Origin of the sequence: Sporosarcina sp. FSL K6-2383, from assembly GCF_038618305.1 — a bacterium.
Classification (GTDB): domain Bacteria; phylum Bacillota; class Bacilli; order Bacillales_A; family Planococcaceae; genus Sporosarcina.
Map to the genome: position 1 here is coordinate 108860 of NZ_CP152017.1, position 17545 is coordinate 126404.

General features: G+C 42.5%; 22 protein-coding genes. 7 read left to right on the forward strand and 15 right to left on the reverse strand.

Annotation, left to right across the window (positions count from 1 at the left end; all coding sequences use genetic code 11):
• Positions 1-224 precede the first annotated feature (224 nt).
• A complete protein-coding gene (locus tag MKZ10_RS00595; protein ID WP_342506878.1) occupies positions 225-2372 on the forward strand; it encodes an MMPL family transporter in 2148 nt (715 codons plus the stop codon).
• 58 nt (positions 2373-2430) lie between these two features.
• Here MKZ10_RS00595 and MKZ10_RS00600 read toward each other — a convergent pair whose 3' ends face one another.
• The 3 genes from MKZ10_RS00600 to MKZ10_RS00610 all read right to left on the reverse strand — a co-directional run bounded on the left by MKZ10_RS00600 (position 2431) and on the right by MKZ10_RS00610 (position 4085).
• On the reverse strand, positions 2431-2565 hold the full coding sequence (locus tag MKZ10_RS00600) for a hypothetical protein (RefSeq protein WP_342506880.1): 135 nt from the start codon (positions 2563-2565) through the stop codon (positions 2431-2433).
• Positions 2562-3032: a hypothetical protein gene (locus MKZ10_RS00605; RefSeq protein ID WP_342506882.1), complete on the reverse strand. Its 471-nt coding sequence runs from the start codon at positions 3030-3032 to the stop codon at positions 2562-2564. The genes MKZ10_RS00600 and MKZ10_RS00605 overlap by 4 nt, the downstream gene beginning before the upstream one ends.
• A 189-nt stretch (positions 3033-3221) precedes the next feature.
• Positions 3222-4085, reverse strand: coding sequence for a methyltransferase domain-containing protein (locus MKZ10_RS00610; RefSeq protein ID WP_342506883.1), 864 nt, complete (start codon positions 4083-4085; stop codon positions 3222-3224).
• A gap of 195 nt (positions 4086-4280) precedes the next feature.
• Here MKZ10_RS00610 and MKZ10_RS00615 point away from each other — a divergent pair, with 195 nt between their 5' ends.
• Positions 4281-5408: a CAP-associated domain-containing protein gene (locus MKZ10_RS00615; RefSeq protein ID WP_342506885.1), complete on the forward strand. Its 1128-nt coding sequence runs from the start codon at positions 4281-4283 to the stop codon at positions 5406-5408.
• 36 nt (positions 5409-5444) lie between these two features.
• On the opposite strand, the gene MKZ10_RS00620 is transcribed toward MKZ10_RS00615, so the two are convergent.
• Positions 5445-5999, reverse strand: a complete 555-nt coding sequence (locus tag MKZ10_RS00620) for a superoxide dismutase family protein (protein ID WP_342506888.1) — start codon at positions 5997-5999, stop codon at positions 5445-5447.
• A 128-nt stretch (positions 6000-6127) separates the two neighbouring features.
• Complete coding sequence (locus MKZ10_RS00625; protein WP_342506890.1) at positions 6128-6811, reverse strand: phosphoribosylaminoimidazolesuccinocarboxamide synthase; 684 nt, start codon at positions 6809-6811, stop codon at positions 6128-6130.
• Between the two features lie 184 nt (positions 6812-6995).
• Between MKZ10_RS00625 and MKZ10_RS00630 the strand changes: the two genes are divergently transcribed.
• The 4 genes from MKZ10_RS00630 to MKZ10_RS00645 all read left to right on the forward strand — a co-directional run bounded on the left by MKZ10_RS00630 (position 6996) and on the right by MKZ10_RS00645 (position 10765).
• Entirely contained in the window at positions 6996-7217 is a 222-nt protein-coding gene (locus MKZ10_RS00630; RefSeq protein ID WP_342506892.1) for a heavy-metal-associated domain-containing protein, read from the forward strand.
• A gap of 16 nt (positions 7218-7233) precedes the next feature.
• Entirely contained in the window at positions 7234-9120 is a 1887-nt protein-coding gene (locus MKZ10_RS00635; protein WP_342506894.1) for a cation-translocating P-type ATPase, read from the forward strand.
• A gap of 21 nt (positions 9121-9141) precedes the next feature.
• Entirely contained in the window at positions 9142-9840 is a 699-nt protein-coding gene (locus tag MKZ10_RS00640) for a Crp/Fnr family transcriptional regulator (RefSeq protein ID WP_342510300.1), read from the forward strand.
• A gap of 202 nt (positions 9841-10042) precedes the next feature.
• Positions 10043-10765, forward strand: coding sequence for a YebC/PmpR family DNA-binding transcriptional regulator (locus MKZ10_RS00645; RefSeq protein ID WP_342506896.1), 723 nt, complete (start codon positions 10043-10045; stop codon positions 10763-10765).
• 55 nt (positions 10766-10820) lie between these two features.
• On the opposite strand, the gene MKZ10_RS00650 is transcribed toward MKZ10_RS00645, so the two are convergent.
• From MKZ10_RS00650 to MKZ10_RS00685, 8 genes are all read right to left on the reverse strand, one after another.
• Positions 10821-11345: a hypothetical protein gene (locus MKZ10_RS00650; protein WP_342506898.1), complete on the reverse strand. Its 525-nt coding sequence runs from the start codon at positions 11343-11345 to the stop codon at positions 10821-10823.
• Positions 11346-11400: 55 nt separating this feature from the next.
• Positions 11401-11781 (reverse strand): hypothetical protein, encoded by a 381-nt coding sequence (locus MKZ10_RS00655; RefSeq protein ID WP_342506900.1) that lies wholly within the window; start codon positions 11779-11781, stop codon positions 11401-11403.
• 194 nt (positions 11782-11975) lie between these two features.
• Positions 11976-12422, reverse strand: a complete 447-nt coding sequence (locus tag MKZ10_RS00660; RefSeq protein WP_342506902.1) for a GNAT family N-acetyltransferase — start codon at positions 12420-12422, stop codon at positions 11976-11978.
• 36 nt (positions 12423-12458) lie between these two features.
• Positions 12459-12893 (reverse strand): GNAT family N-acetyltransferase, encoded by a 435-nt coding sequence (locus tag MKZ10_RS00665; protein ID WP_342506903.1) that lies wholly within the window; start codon positions 12891-12893, stop codon positions 12459-12461.
• Between the two features lie 254 nt (positions 12894-13147).
• A complete protein-coding gene (locus MKZ10_RS00670) occupies positions 13148-13600 on the reverse strand; it encodes a GNAT family N-acetyltransferase (RefSeq protein WP_342506905.1) in 453 nt (150 codons plus the stop codon).
• On the reverse strand, positions 13582-14085 hold the full coding sequence (locus MKZ10_RS00675) for an NUDIX domain-containing protein (protein ID WP_342506907.1): 504 nt from the start codon (positions 14083-14085) through the stop codon (positions 13582-13584). The genes MKZ10_RS00670 and MKZ10_RS00675 overlap by 19 nt, the downstream gene beginning before the upstream one ends.
• Positions 14082-14807, reverse strand: a complete 726-nt coding sequence (locus MKZ10_RS00680) for a nucleotidyltransferase domain-containing protein (RefSeq protein WP_342506909.1) — start codon at positions 14805-14807, stop codon at positions 14082-14084. The genes MKZ10_RS00675 and MKZ10_RS00680 overlap by 4 nt, the downstream gene beginning before the upstream one ends.
• A gap of 20 nt (positions 14808-14827) precedes the next feature.
• Positions 14828-15226 (reverse strand): NUDIX domain-containing protein, encoded by a 399-nt coding sequence (locus MKZ10_RS00685; protein ID WP_342506912.1) that lies wholly within the window; start codon positions 15224-15226, stop codon positions 14828-14830.
• 219 nt (positions 15227-15445) lie between these two features.
• Between MKZ10_RS00685 and MKZ10_RS00690 the strand changes: the two genes are divergently transcribed.
• A complete protein-coding gene (locus MKZ10_RS00690; protein WP_342506914.1) occupies positions 15446-15976 on the forward strand; it encodes a helix-turn-helix domain-containing protein in 531 nt (176 codons plus the stop codon).
• A gap of 104 nt (positions 15977-16080) precedes the next feature.
• On the opposite strand, the gene MKZ10_RS00695 is transcribed toward MKZ10_RS00690, so the two are convergent.
• Together MKZ10_RS00695 and MKZ10_RS00700 are read right to left on the reverse strand one after the other, a co-directional pair.
• A complete protein-coding gene (locus MKZ10_RS00695) occupies positions 16081-16641 on the reverse strand; it encodes a GNAT family N-acetyltransferase (protein WP_342506916.1) in 561 nt (186 codons plus the stop codon).
• Positions 16638-17450 (reverse strand): VanW family protein, encoded by an 813-nt coding sequence (locus MKZ10_RS00700; RefSeq protein ID WP_342506918.1) that lies wholly within the window; start codon positions 17448-17450, stop codon positions 16638-16640. The genes MKZ10_RS00695 and MKZ10_RS00700 overlap by 4 nt, the downstream gene beginning before the upstream one ends.
• Positions 17451-17545: the final 95 nt, after the last annotated feature.

Consider the following 17545-nt stretch of genomic DNA (forward strand, 5'->3'; position numbering starts at 1 on the left):
GACTAATCTCCATTACAGTTTCCACTTGCCATGACAGTTCGACCACCCCCCATTACAGTTTCCACTTTTGCCGTGACAGTTCGGCTAATCCCCATTACAGTTTCTACTCTCGCCATAACAGTTCAACTAATCCCCTTAATTGCTCCCCCTAGAAAAGACATCCCCAACATTTTCCGTTATGATAGAATTATAGAGTTAACCTACATACTGAAAGGATGAATTATATGCGCACACTCGCGCGATTTGTAACAAGCGCCCACAAATATATTATCTTTACATGGATTGCCATCTTCATTGTGATGACTATTTTTGCGATTAGGCTTCCAGGGCTGCTCGAAGGAGACGGTTTCGAAATGGACGGCGAACATGCCGATGTGATTGATATCGTATCCAGTACATTTGATATGCCAGCAGAGACGATGTTTGTCGTCTTCGATCATATTTCGGATGATAAAATTCAAACGACGCTTCAGAACATCGAAAAACTCAATCTAACGTCAGCAATCGCTTCACCGTTAGACGATGACACGCAGTACACAGAAGACGTTTCTTACGCACTGCTCCACTTCGATAATCAAGCCGAAAATAAAGCTGACAGCGTGACAGCTATTCGTGAGGCGATTGGCGATGAAAAAGGAATCACACTGACAGGTGCTTCGGCAATTTCAAAAGATATCAATACAGCTAGTCAGCGTGACTTAATGACAGCCGAAGCCATTGGTTTGCCGATTGCGATTATCGTCCTACTCTTCGCCTTCGGGACAGTCGTTGCTTCATTCGTCCCACTTATTATCGGGATTGTCACCGTCGTAACATCATTCGGCGTGCTAACGATTCTTGGTAGTCAAATGGATCTATCTATTTTTGTGTTAAATATTATCCCGATGCTCGGGCTTGCACTCAGTATCGATTTTGCTTTGCTCTTCATTAGTCGCTACCGTGAAGAACGTAAAAAAAGCGATTTGCTGGAGGCCATTTCTACAACCATCCGTACAGCAGGACGCTCCATTATCTTTTCGGCGTTTTGTGTCTTCATCGGACTAGGTGCCATGCTGATTATTCGGGTTGCTATTTTCCAAAATATCGCCCTGGGCGGCATGATTGTTGTCGGAATGGCTGTTCTTAGCTCCGTGACTCTGCTACCGTCTGTGCTCATTGTACTCGGTGACCGTATTGACAAATGGCAATTACTTAAACCTAAAACGAATGGCTCGGATAATTGGCGTACATTTGCACACCGCGTTATTAAACGACCCGTGACGATTACAATTATAGCCTTTATCCTACTCGGGATCGCAATGATTCCTGTAAAAAATATGGAGCTGACGATTCCAGGGATTGATGCGCTTCCCAAGTCATACGATACGCGTCAAGCTTTTGAATTAATGGATGACACATTCGGTCTAGGTGAGCAATCATCCGTCTATGTTATTGCTGAACGCGCTAACGGCTGGGAGGATACAGCTGGCCTTCAAGCGATGAAAGCACTTGAAGAACAATTGGAAAAGGATTCACTTGTCGATAAAGTAACAACCGTTTTCACCGCAAGTGACATCAGTTCAGTCGAACAATGGGAACAAGCCATGCTAGTGCCAGAAATGGCCGCCGGACTCTCTTCCCTTGTTGAAACATTCGTCAAGGACAAACAGCTAATGATTCCCGTAACACTTGGTGCAACAGGGGATTCCGACGCAGCCCAACAGTGGGCACGTGATTGGTCTGAGAAAGAAACGGCATGGAATCTATCCATTGGTGGACAACCAAAGTTCAATCAGGAAATTTTCGATGAAATATGGGATAAAATCGTCTATGCGCTCATCATCATTGTCGTTTCAACATTCTTTATCTTAATGATTGCTTTCCGATCGATCTTAATTCCGTTAAAAGCCATTTTGATGAATATCATCGGGCTTGCTGCAACGTTCGGGATTCTCGTCTATATTTTCCAATATGGGCATTTCGGGATTGAAACCGGAACAATCGCACTCATCATTCCTGTTCTCGTCTTCAGCCTCGTCTTTGGGCTGAGCATGGACTATGAAGTGTTCCTCATTTCACGAATGCAGGAGGAGTATGCGAATTCATTCGACAATGATCGTGCAACCGTTGAAGGGCTTGCGACGACAAGCAAGATTATCACGTCCGCTGCACTTATTATGATTGTATTGACAGGTGCATTTGCCTTTACAGACGTCCTACCAGTGAAGCAAATAGGAGTCGGTATCGCCATTGCAGTTGCGATCGACGCAACGATTATCCGCCTTCTTCTTGTGCCAAGCTTGATGAAATTATTTGGTAAGTGGAACTGGTGGTTGCCATTTGGAAAAGGATTGTACCGCTCAGATAATCGACGATTTGAAAAAAGGAAATAACTCCACAAGGACAACAAAAAATGGTTTCGCATTCCACGTAGGGATGCGAAACCATTTTTTATAAAATTAATTCAATAACTGACTCCATACTATTTGCATCCTTTTTAAACGTTGCCTGCATCGCAAAGTAAATCGCGATAATCCCGACAATTATAAACAGGACCATCCCAATAGCTAGACGCTTGCCCTTCACTCGGAATCCCCCTCCACCTGTTTGAACTGCTCTTCCTTCAAATAAGCAACGGCTTCTACATAATCGCCAAAGCTGTCCTCCAAGTTCAAACCATGATATAAATTCCAAGCACCTAACTCTTCCATCAACACTAACTTTTCTCCAGCCGCATTCGCCCAGTGCTGTTCAACTGCCTGTTCTTCACTTTCTCCTTGCGACAATGCCACGATAGAATCCGCAATTGTTTTGCGTAATTCCTCTTCTGATGCTTCACGAATATTGACCAAACCGCGTTCATCCGCTTCATAGCCTGCAATACCCGCTACATAGACAAAGCCATTGCCATTTGGATGCAAATGCTGAACGACAACCGTCTTGTCATACAAGCTATCCTCATAATGATAGTTAACCCGCTTCATAGACACATCTTTTCGTGTTAGTTCCGGGTAAGATTCAATAATTGCTTGCTTCTGTTCAAATGTCAGCATATCCGTTCACTCTTTTCCACTCTAATTTCGTTTAAGTATACCATTATTCTTATTTGAATTCAGCAGGGGTCTAGGCATAATTGATTCACAATTAGCGCGTCTTCCATTCAGTAAAAATGATAATCAACACAACAACTGCAATAGCAACAATATAAAACCAGCCTGGCACACTGCCCATTCCACCAAACATCAACCTGTCTCCTCTCTGTTCACACCAAATATAAGAGTAAAATCAATCGTAATTTCTGGAATAGCCGTCTGCAATGCCTCTTCAATCTTGTCCGCACTCGCTCCCCATGTGAGTGGCGTCATTTGAATAAGCGGTGCAAGAAGTCCATCTGCTAATGGGAAAGTGTAGATAACCCTTTCTGTGCTAATCTCGTCAAAATGCTCCGCCACTCGCGCCACTGGATCCGCGTCGTCTTTTTGCTCTTTATCCTCATAAAAAATAGCTCTCAGCTCCTTTAAATAACCACTTTCCGGTACCGCTTTGACAAACAAGCCACCTGGTTTTAATAAACGAGTAAACTCCGCATAGTTTGCAGGCGATAAAATATTTAAAATCGTATCGAATTGGTCGTCTTGAAATGGGCAATTCGCAAGATCCGCCACACTCCATATCAAACCTGGATACTCTTTAGCAGCAGCCGTGATGCCCTCTTTCGCCAGATCAATCCCGACACCTGTCACTTCACCGGTGAGCCGTTCAACAACCGTTGACAAATGGGAGCCTTCCCCACAACCTGCGTCAAGAATAATTGCATGTCCTTGGCCTTCAATCGTCTTAATAACGGCATCCAAAACCCCATCAAAAAAACCACTAGTCATCACTGTTTTCCTTGCCCCAAACAACGACTGGTCATACTTTGTCATATGTGCTTGTGGCGCCAAATTCACATACCCATTTTTCGATAAATCAAAGGAGTGGTTATGCGTACAAACAAGCCGTGACATATCCAGCATCGCCATCTCCGCTAAACATATCGGGCATCTAAATAAGTCCGCATTGCGATCCATCACCTGTGCATTGATCATTTTTTTCGATAAAGTCATACTATCCAAACTCCGATCATCTGTTGTTCTACCAGTATACCGTTTTTTGGCGGGGACTGGAAATGCGGATAGCGATTATCACCGTCTTGTTACACTTTATCACCGCCATGGATCAAGCAATTATTTCCAACAATAGTGTTCTCACTGTATTCAACGTATATAAGCGGGTTACAATAGCAAATAGGAGGCGATTCCATGAAACGATTATTCTTTTTCATCCTATTCATTGCTGCACTGTATCTCGCAAAACCACTTTGGGAAGAGCCGGTCTCACGCTACGTCGATATTTCCTTCCTTGAACCTGTCGATGAAAAAATGGCTTCCCTTTTAAATAAAGAATCAGTCGATACCGCTATTCGTTATATTGCCGACGGTGCTGACAAAGCCGTCTTTTTCCTCACTTCGAAATCAGCTGAGGTACAAGAAACGGTCTCTGAAGCTAAAAAACCAGTATTAGAGAAACCAGTGAAAACACAACTTTCCATTCATAACATCGAGCTAGGCAGTACTGAAAAACAGGTAACTGCTGAGCTTGGTAAACCTAAAAATCGTTCCATGAACGAATATGGCTCTGAATGGTTGACGTATCACAACGGCTACCAAAACTTTGTTATGGTGTCATTCGATGAACAGAAAAAAGTGAACGCTATCTACACAAATGATGATCTCATTTCATCGACTTCTGATATCAAATACGGCTCTTCAAAAACAGCTGTACGCGAAACATTTGGCGAGCCTATTAAAGAAATCCGTAAAGGCTTGAATATCTTCGTATTGCAGGAAAGCGAGGGCTTCGACGTTTTTCAATCCGAAGATGCCTATACTTATGTTTTTTATGATTTACATCAACAAAGTAAAGTGACCGCTATCCAACTGATTGCTACTACATTAGAACAGAAAAAAACCGGCATTTATGCCGGCGGTGATGCACAATTACAAGAGGGCTTTGAGCAACAGCTATTCGATTTAACGAATGCTGCACGCGTCCGCCACGGATACTCCATTCTACAATGGGAGGGCAACGTTGCAGAGACGGCGCGCAATCATAGTGGCGACATGGCCGACAACGACTATTTTAGCCATCAAAATAAACAAGGTAAATCCCCCTTCGATCGAATGGACGACGACAACGTGACCTACCGCAGTGCCGGTGAAAATTTAGCCTACGGTCAGTCCAGTAGTATATTCGCACACGAGGGCCTGATGAACTCCGAAGGCCATCGTGAAAATATTCTATTAGATACTTACAGCCATCTCGGTACAGGTGTTGCTTTTAACGAAAAGTTCCAGCCGTACTATACAGAGAATTTTTTGTTGAAGTGATTTTATTGAAGTTGCCAGGAAAGCTCCGAGTGCCTATTATTTATTGACCGCAGCACAAGCAATTCGAACACCCGAATTACCAGATGGATCTGTTTTATAATCATCCGCTTTTTCATGTATAACAAGTGCACTGCCGTCGCTATCGACAATCGAATGTGTAGCACCCGGTTTCATTGTCAGTTCGGCAGTTGTCACTTCCGTCGCTACCTTTCCATTGGCATCGACTTCGATGTTTGGCAAATCGCCTAAATGGAATCCTTGTGGATTGTCGAAGCCATGCTCTTTATGTGTTGGATTAAAGTGGCCGCCCGCTGAAGTGAAATCTGGTGGTGTGCAGACGCCTGTTTCGTGGATATGAATGCCCTTCACTCCCGGCGGCAAACCCTCCGCCTGAATACTAATCGTCACGCCATCCCCAGACTCTACAAAACGAGCTTCACCTATTTCATTCCCTTCCGTATTGATGATTGGAGTAACAAGCGCTTTGGCATTCTCACCACTCACAGGTAACTTGGTATTGCTGCCTTTACTACAGCCACTGACGATTAAAAGTGTAGCTAGTAAAATAGATACAATCATTTTTTGATTCAATCTAATTCCCTCCAAAATTTTTTCTATAAAGGAAGGATGGTCTTCAATCATTTTATTATGTATGAAAGGTAGCAAAGAAAAAACCGCCGTCAATCCCACGTCTTGTGGAATGAACAGCGGTTTTCATTTTACGCCAATACCAATTTCTCTAAATCCATTGGTGTAATATAGACATCGTTTTGGTAAACGCGCATATTGCCGCCTGAAATTTCATCAATCAGCATCACTTCACCTGTAACGCCATCGCGTCCGAATTCAAGTTTAATATCATATAACTCAAGGCCTTTTGCTGCGAGCTCGTCCTTCACAACACTCGAAATTTGTTTCGTCAACGTCTCAAGCGTCACATACTCTTCTGCCGTCAATAAACCTAACTGCGCAAGTGCATCCTGTGTAATAGGCGGATCATTGCGATCATCGTCTTTCAGCGTCACTTCAACAAATGCATCCAATGCTTGTCCTTCTTCACAATAAGCCCCGTATCGACGTAGGAAACTCCCAACAGCACGATACCGACAAATGACTTCAAGCCCTTTACCAAACATCTTCGCTGACTTCACCGTCATCGTTACTTCATCAAGATCAGCTGCAACATAATGCGTTGGAATATTTTTTTCCGCCATCTTCTCAAAGAAAAATTTTGTCATCCGAAGTCCCGATTGCCCTGCACCTTCAATCGTTAAGCCAACTGTGTTTGCACCCGGGTCAAAAACGCCATCCTCACCCGTTACATCATCTTTGAATTTAAGGAGAACATTGTTGCCCTCCGCTTTATATACATCTTTCGTCTTGCCTTTATAAATAAGTTCCATGTGTCTAGTTCCTTTCTGTATGAAAGTTTAAACGCCTATCTATAGTATACTACATTGTTTTTTATCCTATCATAAATTTTTTCAACAACTTTTTCGTTCTTGATACACGTCAAGGTTTTATCTTCCGAAACGGCTTATTCTATAGACAGAAGGAAAACAATACAACTACTGGAGGATGAGAAAAATGAAAAAAGTCGTATTCGGTTTAGAGCCACTGAGTTGCCCATCTTGTATTAAGAAAATTGAAAGTGCATTAAACAAAGTTAACGGCGTGGGGGGAGCAAAAGTTTTATTCCACTCTGGAAAAGTTCGTGCACAGTTCGATGACAGCGTTATTCAAGCGGATGAATTGCAAAGTATCATCGTTAAACTTGGCTATCCCGTGCTGTCACAAAAAGTTTCCTAAAAGGGGAGTGATTTACATGAACGCCAAACGAACATCCCAGATTACCGCCATTTCAGGCTTACTGCTTGCGGCTGCAATCGGGCTACACATCTCTGGCCTCCATGATTGGAGGCAGGCGGTGCTTATTATTGCCACTGTCATTGCCGGAACCCCAATCATGATAAAAGCATTTAAAGCTCTTCGGATGAAAGCGTTTAGCATTGAACTACTTGTCACGATTGCAGTCATTGGTGCGCTATTCATCGGAGAATATGTTGAATCCGCAGCCGTCACATTCCTATTCTTATTTGGTGCTTTTCTTGAAGCGCGAACATTGGAAAAAACACGTTCTTCTTTAAAGGCATTAGTTGACATGGCACCCCTTGAAGCGACGGTCATCCGTGACGGTGAAACGATGACGATTGATATTGACGATGTTGTACTTGGTGACCGCATTATTATTCGCTCTGGCGAAAAAGTTGCAGTTGACGGTCATATCGTATCTGGTGCTGCGACGTTGAGCGAAGCAGCCATTACCGGGGAATCCGTCCCAGCTTCTAAAACAATTGAGGATCGTGTTTTCAGCGGAACAATTGTCGACAATGGCTTTATTGAAGTCATCGCAGATCGTGTCGGAGACGATACAACATTTGCGCGCATTATCGAATTAGTCGAAGAAGCACAGGAATCACAATCGAAAACAGAGAAATTTCTGGATCGCTTCGCCAATATTTACACACCTACTATTGTAGTGTTATCTGTACTCGTCTATATCTTCTCACGTAATATCGAAATGACACTGACATTCCTTGTGATCGCTTGTCCAGGCGCACTCGTTATTTCTGCACCTGTGTCCATCGTCGCTGGCATCGGAAATGGTGCGCGTAACGGTGTTCTCATTAAAGGCGGCGACATTATGGAGAAGCTCGCAAAAATCGACACTGTTGTTTTTGATAAAACAGGAACTCTGACACGCGGACGTCCTGAAGTGACAGATATCCATTCATTCGCAGGGGATGCAGATGAGTTATTGCGACTTGTTGCAGAGGCTGAAATGATATCCGAACATCATCTCGGGCAAACGATTGTCAAGGAAGCGAAGAGGCGCAACCTTTCATTCATCAATGAGCCCCAAGATGCTGAAGTCATTAAAGGGAATGGCATACGCGCCCGCATTGACGGGAAATTACTTGCCATCGGGAATCGCAAATTGATGGCCTCCGAAGGAATTTCTATTGAAGAATCTGTCGAATCCTATGCAGTACAGCGTGAAAAGGCTGGTAATACAGCTATCTTTGCGAGTATAGACGGGAAAGTAGCAGGTATTTTCTCCATCGCTGATAGAATTCGCCCCGAAGCTGAACAAGCACTCCAGCAATTACGTGCCAGTGGCGTGAAAAAAATCATTATGCTTACAGGAGACAATCGGCACACCGCAGAACTTGTTGGTGCACAGCTTGGTCTTGATGAAGTGCATGCGGAGCTACTCCCTGAAGACAAAGTGGCCATAATTCAGAAATTGAAAGATGCGGGTCACAAAGTGGCAATGGCCGGAGACGGCATCAATGACGCACCTGCCATCGCAACAGCAGATATCGGGCTCGCAATGGGTGAAGGTGGTACAGATATCTCCATGGAAACAGCCGATGTTGTGTTAATGGCAGACCGATTGGATCAATTCTCCCATGCCTATTCACTTGCCAAAGCAACTGTCCGCAATATGAAGCAAAATACACTTTTCGCAGTCGGCACGGTTGTCTTATTGCTAGCAGGTGTCCTACTCGGAAAAGTTTTCTTGGCATCCGGTATGCTTATCCATGAATTGAGTGTACTAATCGTTATCCTCAACGCTGTCCGCTTAATTCGGTATACTAAAAGAAAGAAAGAAGTAAAGGTAGCTGAAGCGGCATTACTAACAGAGTGAGGGGTGTGGGTAGTGACAGATATGAATACGTGTAATCACCAGACAGAAGGTACAGTTGAGATGCAAAAATTATGCATCTCTATCGTGCCGATTTTCAATCATTTGGATGCCGTCGAAATGCGAGAAATTGTCAAGGAGACGCATGCAATTTCGCACGGGCGAGGCCATACAATCTACCGTGCAGGCGAAAAATCAGATGGCTTGTACATCGTCCATAAAGGTCGTGTGAAAATTTACAGACTGTCCGACAATGGCAAAGAGCAGCTTGTTCGTATTTTAGAGCCTGGTGATTTTACAGGTGAGCTTTCACTATTTAGTGAGTCGGTCCACGACGCCTATGCTGAAGCACTCGAACCTGTAGAGTTGTGTGTCATGGGGCGGGATGATTTCCAGCAATTTTTATTGAAATACCCAGCGATTGCATTGAAGGTACTTACTGAATTTTCGACACGATTATCGAAAACAGAAAAACAAGCAGCTAGTATTGCCATGGAGTCTACCGAAACGCGCGTCGCGATTTACCTCGCTGATCTAGTCGAGGAACAAAAACGCAGTGACATCACCTTGCCAATGAGTCGAAAAGACCTCGCCTCCCATCTTGGCACGACGCCCGAGACAGTGAGTCGAAAGCTCGCTGATTTTGAAAGTGCTGGCTGGATTAAGCAAAGTGGCCAGCGGGAGATTGTGATTTTGGATTTGGATGCGTTGTTGTTGGCGTGATTTTTAGTGATAACGGTAGGAATGAAGTGCCGCTCCATTTAGCTCAACTTTCCAACAAAACTTTGAAAGTGTCCAACCATCATCAGCAAATAAAATTCTTCCACTAGCCTATTTTTTTGCATTTCACACTCGTCTCAACGCATACAATTGTTGTATAATAATACTAGTAAATCTATGCTCAATCGAAAGAGAGTGAAATTCAATGGGTCGTAAATGGAATAATATTAAAGAGAAAAAGGCGTCAAGAGATGCGGATACAAGCCGTATTTACGCAAAATTTGGCCGTGAAATTTATGTAGTGGCTAAGCAAGGCGAGCCTGACCCAGAACTAAACCAAGCGCTTAAAGTGGTTGTTGAACGCGCAAAAACATATAGTGTACCAAAAGCGATCATCGACCGTGCCATCGAAAAGGCAAAAGGCGGCGCTGAAGAAAACTTCGACGAGCTGCGCTATGAAGGCTTTGGTCCAAACGGCTCAATGGTCATCGTTGATACATTAACAAATAACGTCAACCGCACTGCATCAGAAGTACGCGCTGCATTCGGCAAAAATAATGGCAATATGGGTGTCAGTGGATCCGTTTCCTATATGTTCGACGCCACTGCCGTGATCGGGATTGAAGGAAAATCAGCAGATGATGTACTCGAATTACTCATGGACGCAGACGTTGAAGTTCGCGATATTCTCGAAGAAGAAGAAGAAACTGTCATCGTTTATGCTGAACCGGACCAGTTCCATATCGTCCAACAAGCATTCAAAAATGCGGGCATTACAGAATTCACTGTCGCCGAACTAACAATGCTGGCACATAATTTCGTAGAACTCGATTCCGATGCACAAGCGAAATTCGAAAAAATGATTGACGCACTAGACGATTTAGAAGATGTTCAACAGGTGTATCATAACGTCGATTTGGGCGATTAATCATATGAAAAAGGAGAATCCGTGTAGATGGATTCTCCTTTTTATTCATACTCCATTATTCAAACTGTTCGATTTGATTCCCTTCTTCATCGAAATAAGCATAGTAAAATTGATAACTCTTCTCCCGATTCTCCGGTAATTCTACCCACACAACATCTCTCGCATTTGGACGTATGTCAACCTCCATAACTTCATCATTGACAGTCATTTGTATTTTGGCAACTTTATTATTTTCATTCGCTATGTAGAGCATTGTTGGAGGTATATCATCCTGATCGAGCATATGGACCCCGAATTGTGAAAGGGATTCATCCTTTCTTATTTCAAAATAGGACCATCGATAATTTCCCTTATCATTTCGGGTAAAACCAGCATGAGCCGGGCTTTGATTATAGAGAAGACTGACGATCCGATGTTCCTTTACGTCTGTTATATCTAAAATGTCAATCGTCGCCGTTTTATCCTCATAGCCTTCAATAGACTGAATGACTTCAATGATAGATACCTCATCGTTGCTATAGAGCGGTTTTTCCCACCAAATCACAGCACAAAGTATCAAACCAAGCGCAAGAAAAGCCACGATAAAATACTTCTTCAGCTTCTTCCCCTCCCTATTCTTTATAAAAAGGAGTCTCCTACATCTTCACCTCATCGCTCATTTCAAACACATCAAAAATATGCTTTTGAAAAACAAGCGACATGATTTTGCCTTCTTTTTTATAATAATGAACATTGCCGACGCGCTGATCTACCAACTCTGTCCAGCCCCAGTCCTCAATCTCTGCCAAATAATGCGCCGGTGGTTCGCCCTGCTCGCCACCAACATCCTTCAACTTATATTTCGCCGATTTCGCAATTTCCGTTGTACAAATTTCAGGTCGAATCTCACTAGCATTTTTCGGAACAGGGAAACCGTGATTGATAACCGCCATTCGATAGCCCTCTTCTTCGCTATACACATTCGAGCAGCCAACCATCATACCGACTATTAAAAGAACGATAAAAATCCGTTTCATCCCGCCATCCTCCTCACAAAAACTTCACAACCCATTACTATCAGATTACTAAGAAAGTTAACGTTTGTCATCCGACGTATTTGTGACAAAATGGTATTGCGGAATGAGGTAGGTGAATTTCTCCAAAGGTGTACACAGTCGCTTCATAGATTTTTTCCATGACCGAAAACAATTGGAACATTCTATCACCAACTCTAGTTCATTACATACTGAAATATAAGCTCCCCATTTGGATCCCTTTCATTCATAAACTCAAATCCAATACTTTTGTATAATTTAAAAGCCACTTCATTCTCTTCAATGATGCTTAAATAGATCACTTTCACCCCATATTCTTCGGAAACGATCTCAATCAGTTTTCGCATTGCTTTTCTCCCTAAGCCCTGGCCTTGATATTTTTCATCTATCATAATTCGATCAATCCAAGTATCTTTATTTGGTCCGAAAGAACCGTACATTGCAAATCCAATCATATCCTCTTCATCATATAGTGCCACTGGGCGCCATTGATGGTATGTACTCGCTTCTTTTATACACTCATCTACCGATTCAATATATTTTTCTTGTCCTGGTTTCAATTTTATCTTTCTAACTATCCACTCATTGGTATCATCAATAGCTCTTATATGAATATTGCCCATGCTAGTAACTACACCTCCATTATCTAGCGCGATTATTTAAAGTACTTTAGGGCTTATTAACTTCGACATATAGTATTCGTCAACAAATTCATCAGCAATATACAACGAGTTCCTTTTCGTTCCTTCGATTTCAAAGCCCATTTTTTTATATAAAGACAGACCCGCTTCATTTCGGGTAACAACTGTTAATTCCAAGCGATGGATCCCGTGATGAATAGCCCATTGTTCCAAAGCTTGAAATAATTTCGACCCGACACCTTGCCCCCGATAATCCTTGGAAATACCAACAACAATATAAGCCGAGTGCTTGTTTCTTTTCGCATCACCACCGATAGCAAATAAGTATCCTACTAACTCATCACTTTCGTTGTCAGCTACAAGTATAGTTGAATTTCCACTCCTTTTCATACGCTCTATCATCATCTTTTGACGCTCATGTGTAACTACCCTTTCCCCAGCTCCCCAAAGCATATAATCAGAACTTGCCTCTACTTATTGAATTAAATCAGAAAGCTTTTCTGCATCTGAAATTTCTATTTCTCGCACATTCAAATCGGTGTCACTCCCACTATAAATTATTCTTCTTTTGGAAATAACGGGAGAACAGTTGAAAGTAACTTCGTTAATAGCTACCACTATTCAAGATACGCAATCCTTCGCTGTTTTCTCCTTTTATTTCTTAATTAATCGAAATAGCCCATTACCAAAAGTTCCGTGATTCATAATCAAAGACCTCTCGCAAGTCGAATCATATCCCTACATTGAATACCATTTTCAAAAATCGCTTCCTTGTAGTTATCAATGAAGAAATCCTTTATAACACCTTCCACACGAAACCCACATTTCTGATAAAGCGCGAGCTGACCTATACTCGAATTACCCGTTCCTACTTCCAGTGATCGATAACCTAGCTCCCGCGCAGTTTGAATCGCATCGCCAATTAACTTCTTGCCAATCCCTCGGTCATGCATCCGATCATCCACCGCAACATTCATAATCTCCATCGTTTCCGCATCCAACTTCACCAGCACATAAACACCGACGATTTCACCCTCAATTTCAGCTACATGACATTCCCCAATCGCCAAATACTCCTCTACCAATTCCTGCGATGGATCAGCAAGCAATAAAAGATTGAAAGGCGGCGTCTCGTGCTCTTTCAATTTTCTGATGAACATTCCCTCGCCCTCGCCTCCTGCATAATTTCATCCAACACGGCGTGCCAGCCTTTATGATAATCCGCAGCCTCTTCAGGTTGAATAAAAACTCGTCCCGATGACTCAAACTTAGCTTCAAATGGATGTAATTGCGTAATATCCATCCGGTAAAATACTTGATAACCCACTTTCGGGTAAGGACTGGAGCCACTCCATAACGGATTCTCACTATGGTTCACTTCCATTGAGCCAAGTAGCTGACAATCCCCCTCCACATATCCTTCCTCCATCGCCTCACGCCTAAAACAGACTTCAGCTGTTTCTCCAACTTCGATATGACCGCCCGGAAAATCCCAACCACGATCATTCAAATTGACCATCACTAACTCCCCATGATAAAAACAAAATCCATGCACACTTGTGATTAATTCTCGACTCGGCATAAGATTGCTCTTCCATGTCAGCATCAACTTATGCCCTCCCCAATCAACGTATGTAGTTGTCATATGCGATCACCTTTCCCCATCGAATATCCCTCAAATAACCGACCACCATAGGGTTGCAGTACTTCATCAGCCAGGTTGATTATTTCACCCTTAGCACCCGTTCTATAAAACATATCAAACGCTTGCACGAATCTCCCCGCAAAGTCCTCATCATAGTCATTCAAAGCCCGCACAACCCATTTCGACTCCCCAACCCACTGGTCGTTTGTCCGCAAAACGAATTCATGGATGGCATTTGCCAATGTATTCGTAATGAACAGCTCTTCGGCCCGATTCGTTGAACCAATTAAATCATCAAGCGCATCCGTCAGCATATACCGCTTCGTTTCAATCGTTTTCTCTGACCACATAGCAGGACCTTGTTTCAACAGTTCATCTGCCTCATCCTTTATCGTACGAACAACTCCCGAGTCACTGATGACAAGCCCTTCCGAAACCATCCGTGGCAATGAAGGACGAGCCCTCTCACAGTCCAGCTTGAAAAAGTCTTTATACGAGGAGAGGTTATGCACAAACACTTCAATCGGCCAATCATAGTCAATAAATGATTCACGATACGCCGACTCGACTTTGTCATCAAAAACAACGATGTCCAAATCGGATGTAGCTGTCTGTTCACCCCTAACCACACTTCCAGCTAGCAATGCAGCTTGGCAATTCGGAAACTTTGCTGCAATAAATCTACTTGCAGCTTCTAGCGGCTGCAATCTTGTTTCATTCATACGCTCCCCCTCTTGCTATTTCAATCTCTATATAAAGATGATACTTTTTCTGCAATCTCTATCGGATGAACGTCCAATGATGATAATTGTTCCAATTCGACCCACATCGGTTCATAAGTACCCCTATTCTTACATTCACCCTTAAACTCTTCACCTTCTCCCGTTCCGAATACACCACCAACAACTTCGGCAATAAAAAAGGACTGTAACCCATTATAATTAACAATTCCAAGGCTACCTTTAATCGCAACATGAACACCTAATTCTTCGAACGTTTCTCTTATCGCAGCTTGTTCTGGACTTTCATCCTGTTCAATTCCACCACCAGGAAAAACATAATATTCTTGTCCAGCTCTAACCCTTTTAATCAATGCAACTTTGTTGTTTTCGATAATAACGGAAGAAGCTCGATTTCTCACACCTATTCACCTACTTTCTTTCGATACTCCACCAACCAACAGGTAGCACCAGAATGGTTACTCCTTTATTTCTCCATAGGTTCACTAACCGAGTTAAAAGATAATTCTGAGTATAACTTTACAACTCCCCATACATATACTATAATATAGTTTAGTAAAGTATATTTTAGTAAATTTAATTTCAGTAAACTAAATTTTATTAAAAAGGAGGAATTTGAAATGGGACTGTTAGATGTCTATTTGCAAAAAAACGAAAAAAAACGCTACGATGTATTTAAGGAAACCGGGCTGAGCCAGCAAATGCTTTCAAATGTCAACAAAAAAGAGGTAACGGGCTATTCCGTGAAAACTATCCAAGCCATTGCAAAAACAGTTGGGAAAAGTGAAGGAACCGTTTTAGAAGAACTATTAGGCCTAGAAAAAGAAAATGCCTACTTTGAAGTATTCAATATAGAAGATTTATTGTTAGCCTTTAAAAATAAAGAAACCCATATTGTCATCAAAGGCGAATATAAAAAAGAAATCGTTCCATTCGCCGAAGGGCAACTTCTCGAAATTGAAACGATGGGCACGGGGTTAGGTTCTGCTGGAATGGTAGCTGTTTTAGCTGAGATAATCCTACATGTCGCTACCTTTTTTAGCAACAAAGATGCTGATTACAGGAAAATCGAAAATCAAATTCGGAAGTACAGAATCAAAAAACTAAACGATGACGAGCTACTTCTTTATTTACGTCAGTTAGATTATTAAGCACCACACACAATATCGACGTATTCGTTTGCCAAGTGGATGTCTGCTGGCAAACGAATACGTCATACAATGATTTTCCTTACTCATAGAAGAACCTCGATTTTTCACACCTCACCACCAACTCTTTTTCGATACTCCATCAACCAACAATCCCGATATTCACCCTCATGCCACTCATTCGCCGGCAACAACTTCACTTTCTCAAACCCACACTTCTCATAACAGCGAATCGCACGTTCATTCCACGTTTGCGGATCCATCACAACACAATCCGCACCTTTTTCATCCATTAAATACGCCACCATCGAGCGAACAAGCTGCGTTCCTACTCCTTTATCCCAATAGGCTGATTCTCCGATGAACTGATCCATGCCATAAATCGATTCCATCACGTCTGCAAAGCCATATGTAATTCTTTCTCCTTCATCCACTTCATAAAACTGAATATAGCCAATTGGCTCACCATCAAATTCAACCAGACACCGAGTAGCATCGTCCTCTTCTTCGAAAAACTTCTCTTCCACTTTCCTCACATCAAACGAGTTGTCCCTGCCTTCGTAATACTGAAGAATTTCAGGATCAGAAAGCCATTTGGCCAGAAGATATTTATCGTCTTCTTTCAATATGCGCACATATAATTTCTCAACTTTTATAATGGTAGTCACTCCCCATAACTCAAAAATGGTTCATACATCGTAATCGCATGATTTTCTGTAATAAATTCATCATCAATCATTTCACCATTCATGTTATACACTTCTCTATAAATCGAATTATGGCGCACATAGCCTCCCCATAATTCCAACGTAAAACTATGATCCTTTTCATACACTTTATACGTTCGATTTGCCGCCTTAGTGGTACGCCATTCACCAACAAGCGAAGTATTCGTCACATACACAACGAGCTGATAAGGCTCAGTCGTTTCGTTCTTTATTTGTAAATCTAAATAATTATAGGCACATGTCGCACCACTGCCAAATGGCTGGTTACGCTTCGAATCTGGGAATACATCATAACTGTGGCGATAACGTTCCGTTACCGTCAAAGGCGTGTGAATCGTCATCCAGTAAATCAGGTTCGACAGCTGGCACAATCCCCCACCAACGCCCGTCGTTACCTTGCCATAATGCAAAATCATGCCCTCGACATAGCCCTTCCGTTTCGTCGTATTGCCTATCAAACGCCAATAAGAAAAGGTTTCACCAGGTTGTAGCACGATGCCATTCAACCGTTTCACCGCAATCTTTAAATTGATGATTTTATTCCTTTGCAATTCCATATCTACATCTTTCAACTCGCGAAGCAAAGGCGTTCGATGTTGAAACACAACATGACGCAACTGATCCTCCACTCGCTTTGTCGCATACTTCTTGCCATCTATGTACCATTCTGAATAGCGCTTTAAGCGATACGCTTTCTTCCCGAGAAATATGCGTAACTTACTCCGCTTTTTCGGTTGCAATGAATTCATTCCTGACACCCCCTACTACCTATTCTCTTAATTAACCATATTTCCCTTTAAAGCCATTCAAAAACCAAATGTATTTCATCCATCATTTTCTGTAA

Coding starts and splice junctions, on each gene's coding strand:
- MKZ10_RS00640 (WP_342510300.1), top strand. CDS start 9,142: ATGAATACGTGTAATCACCAGACAGAAGGTACAGTTGAGATGCAAAAA.
- MKZ10_RS00665 (WP_342506903.1), bottom strand. CDS start 12,893: ATGCTTTGGGGAGCTGGGGAAAGGGTAGTTACACATGAGCGTCAAAAG.
- MKZ10_RS00595 (WP_342506878.1), top strand. CDS start 225: ATGCGCACACTCGCGCGATTTGTAACAAGCGCCCACAAATATATTATC.
- MKZ10_RS00680 (WP_342506909.1), bottom strand. CDS start 14,807: ATGAATGAAACAAGATTGCAGCCGCTAGAAGCTGCAAGTAGATTTATT.
- MKZ10_RS00700 (WP_342506918.1), bottom strand. CDS start 17,450: ATGAATTCATTGCAACCGAAAAAGCGGAGTAAGTTACGCATATTTCTC.
- MKZ10_RS00615 (WP_342506885.1), top strand. CDS start 4,281: ATGAAACGATTATTCTTTTTCATCCTATTCATTGCTGCACTGTATCTC.
- MKZ10_RS00670 (WP_342506905.1), bottom strand. CDS start 13,600: ATGTTCATCAGAAAATTGAAAGAGCACGAGACGCCGCCTTTCAATCTT.
- MKZ10_RS00630 (WP_342506892.1), top strand. CDS start 6,996: ATGAAAAAAGTCGTATTCGGTTTAGAGCCACTGAGTTGCCCATCTTGT.
- MKZ10_RS00625 (WP_342506890.1), bottom strand. CDS start 6,811: ATGGAACTTATTTATAAAGGCAAGACGAAAGATGTATATAAAGCGGAG.
- MKZ10_RS00610 (WP_342506883.1), bottom strand. CDS start 4,085: ATGACTTTATCGAAAAAAATGATCAATGCACAGGTGATGGATCGCAAT.
- MKZ10_RS00655 (WP_342506900.1), bottom strand. CDS start 11,781: ATGAAACGGATTTTTATCGTTCTTTTAATAGTCGGTATGATGGTTGGC.
- MKZ10_RS00645 (WP_342506896.1), top strand. CDS start 10,043: ATGGGTCGTAAATGGAATAATATTAAAGAGAAAAAGGCGTCAAGAGAT.
- MKZ10_RS00660 (WP_342506902.1), bottom strand. CDS start 12,422: ATGGGCAATATTCATATAAGAGCTATTGATGATACCAATGAGTGGATA.
- MKZ10_RS00605 (WP_342506882.1), bottom strand. CDS start 3,032: ATGCTGACATTTGAACAGAAGCAAGCAATTATTGAATCTTACCCGGAA.
- MKZ10_RS00675 (WP_342506907.1), bottom strand. CDS start 14,085: ATGACAACTACATACGTTGATTGGGGAGGGCATAAGTTGATGCTGACA.
- MKZ10_RS00690 (WP_342506914.1), top strand. CDS start 15,446: ATGGGACTGTTAGATGTCTATTTGCAAAAAAACGAAAAAAAACGCTAC.
- MKZ10_RS00635 (WP_342506894.1), top strand. CDS start 7,234: ATGAACGCCAAACGAACATCCCAGATTACCGCCATTTCAGGCTTACTG.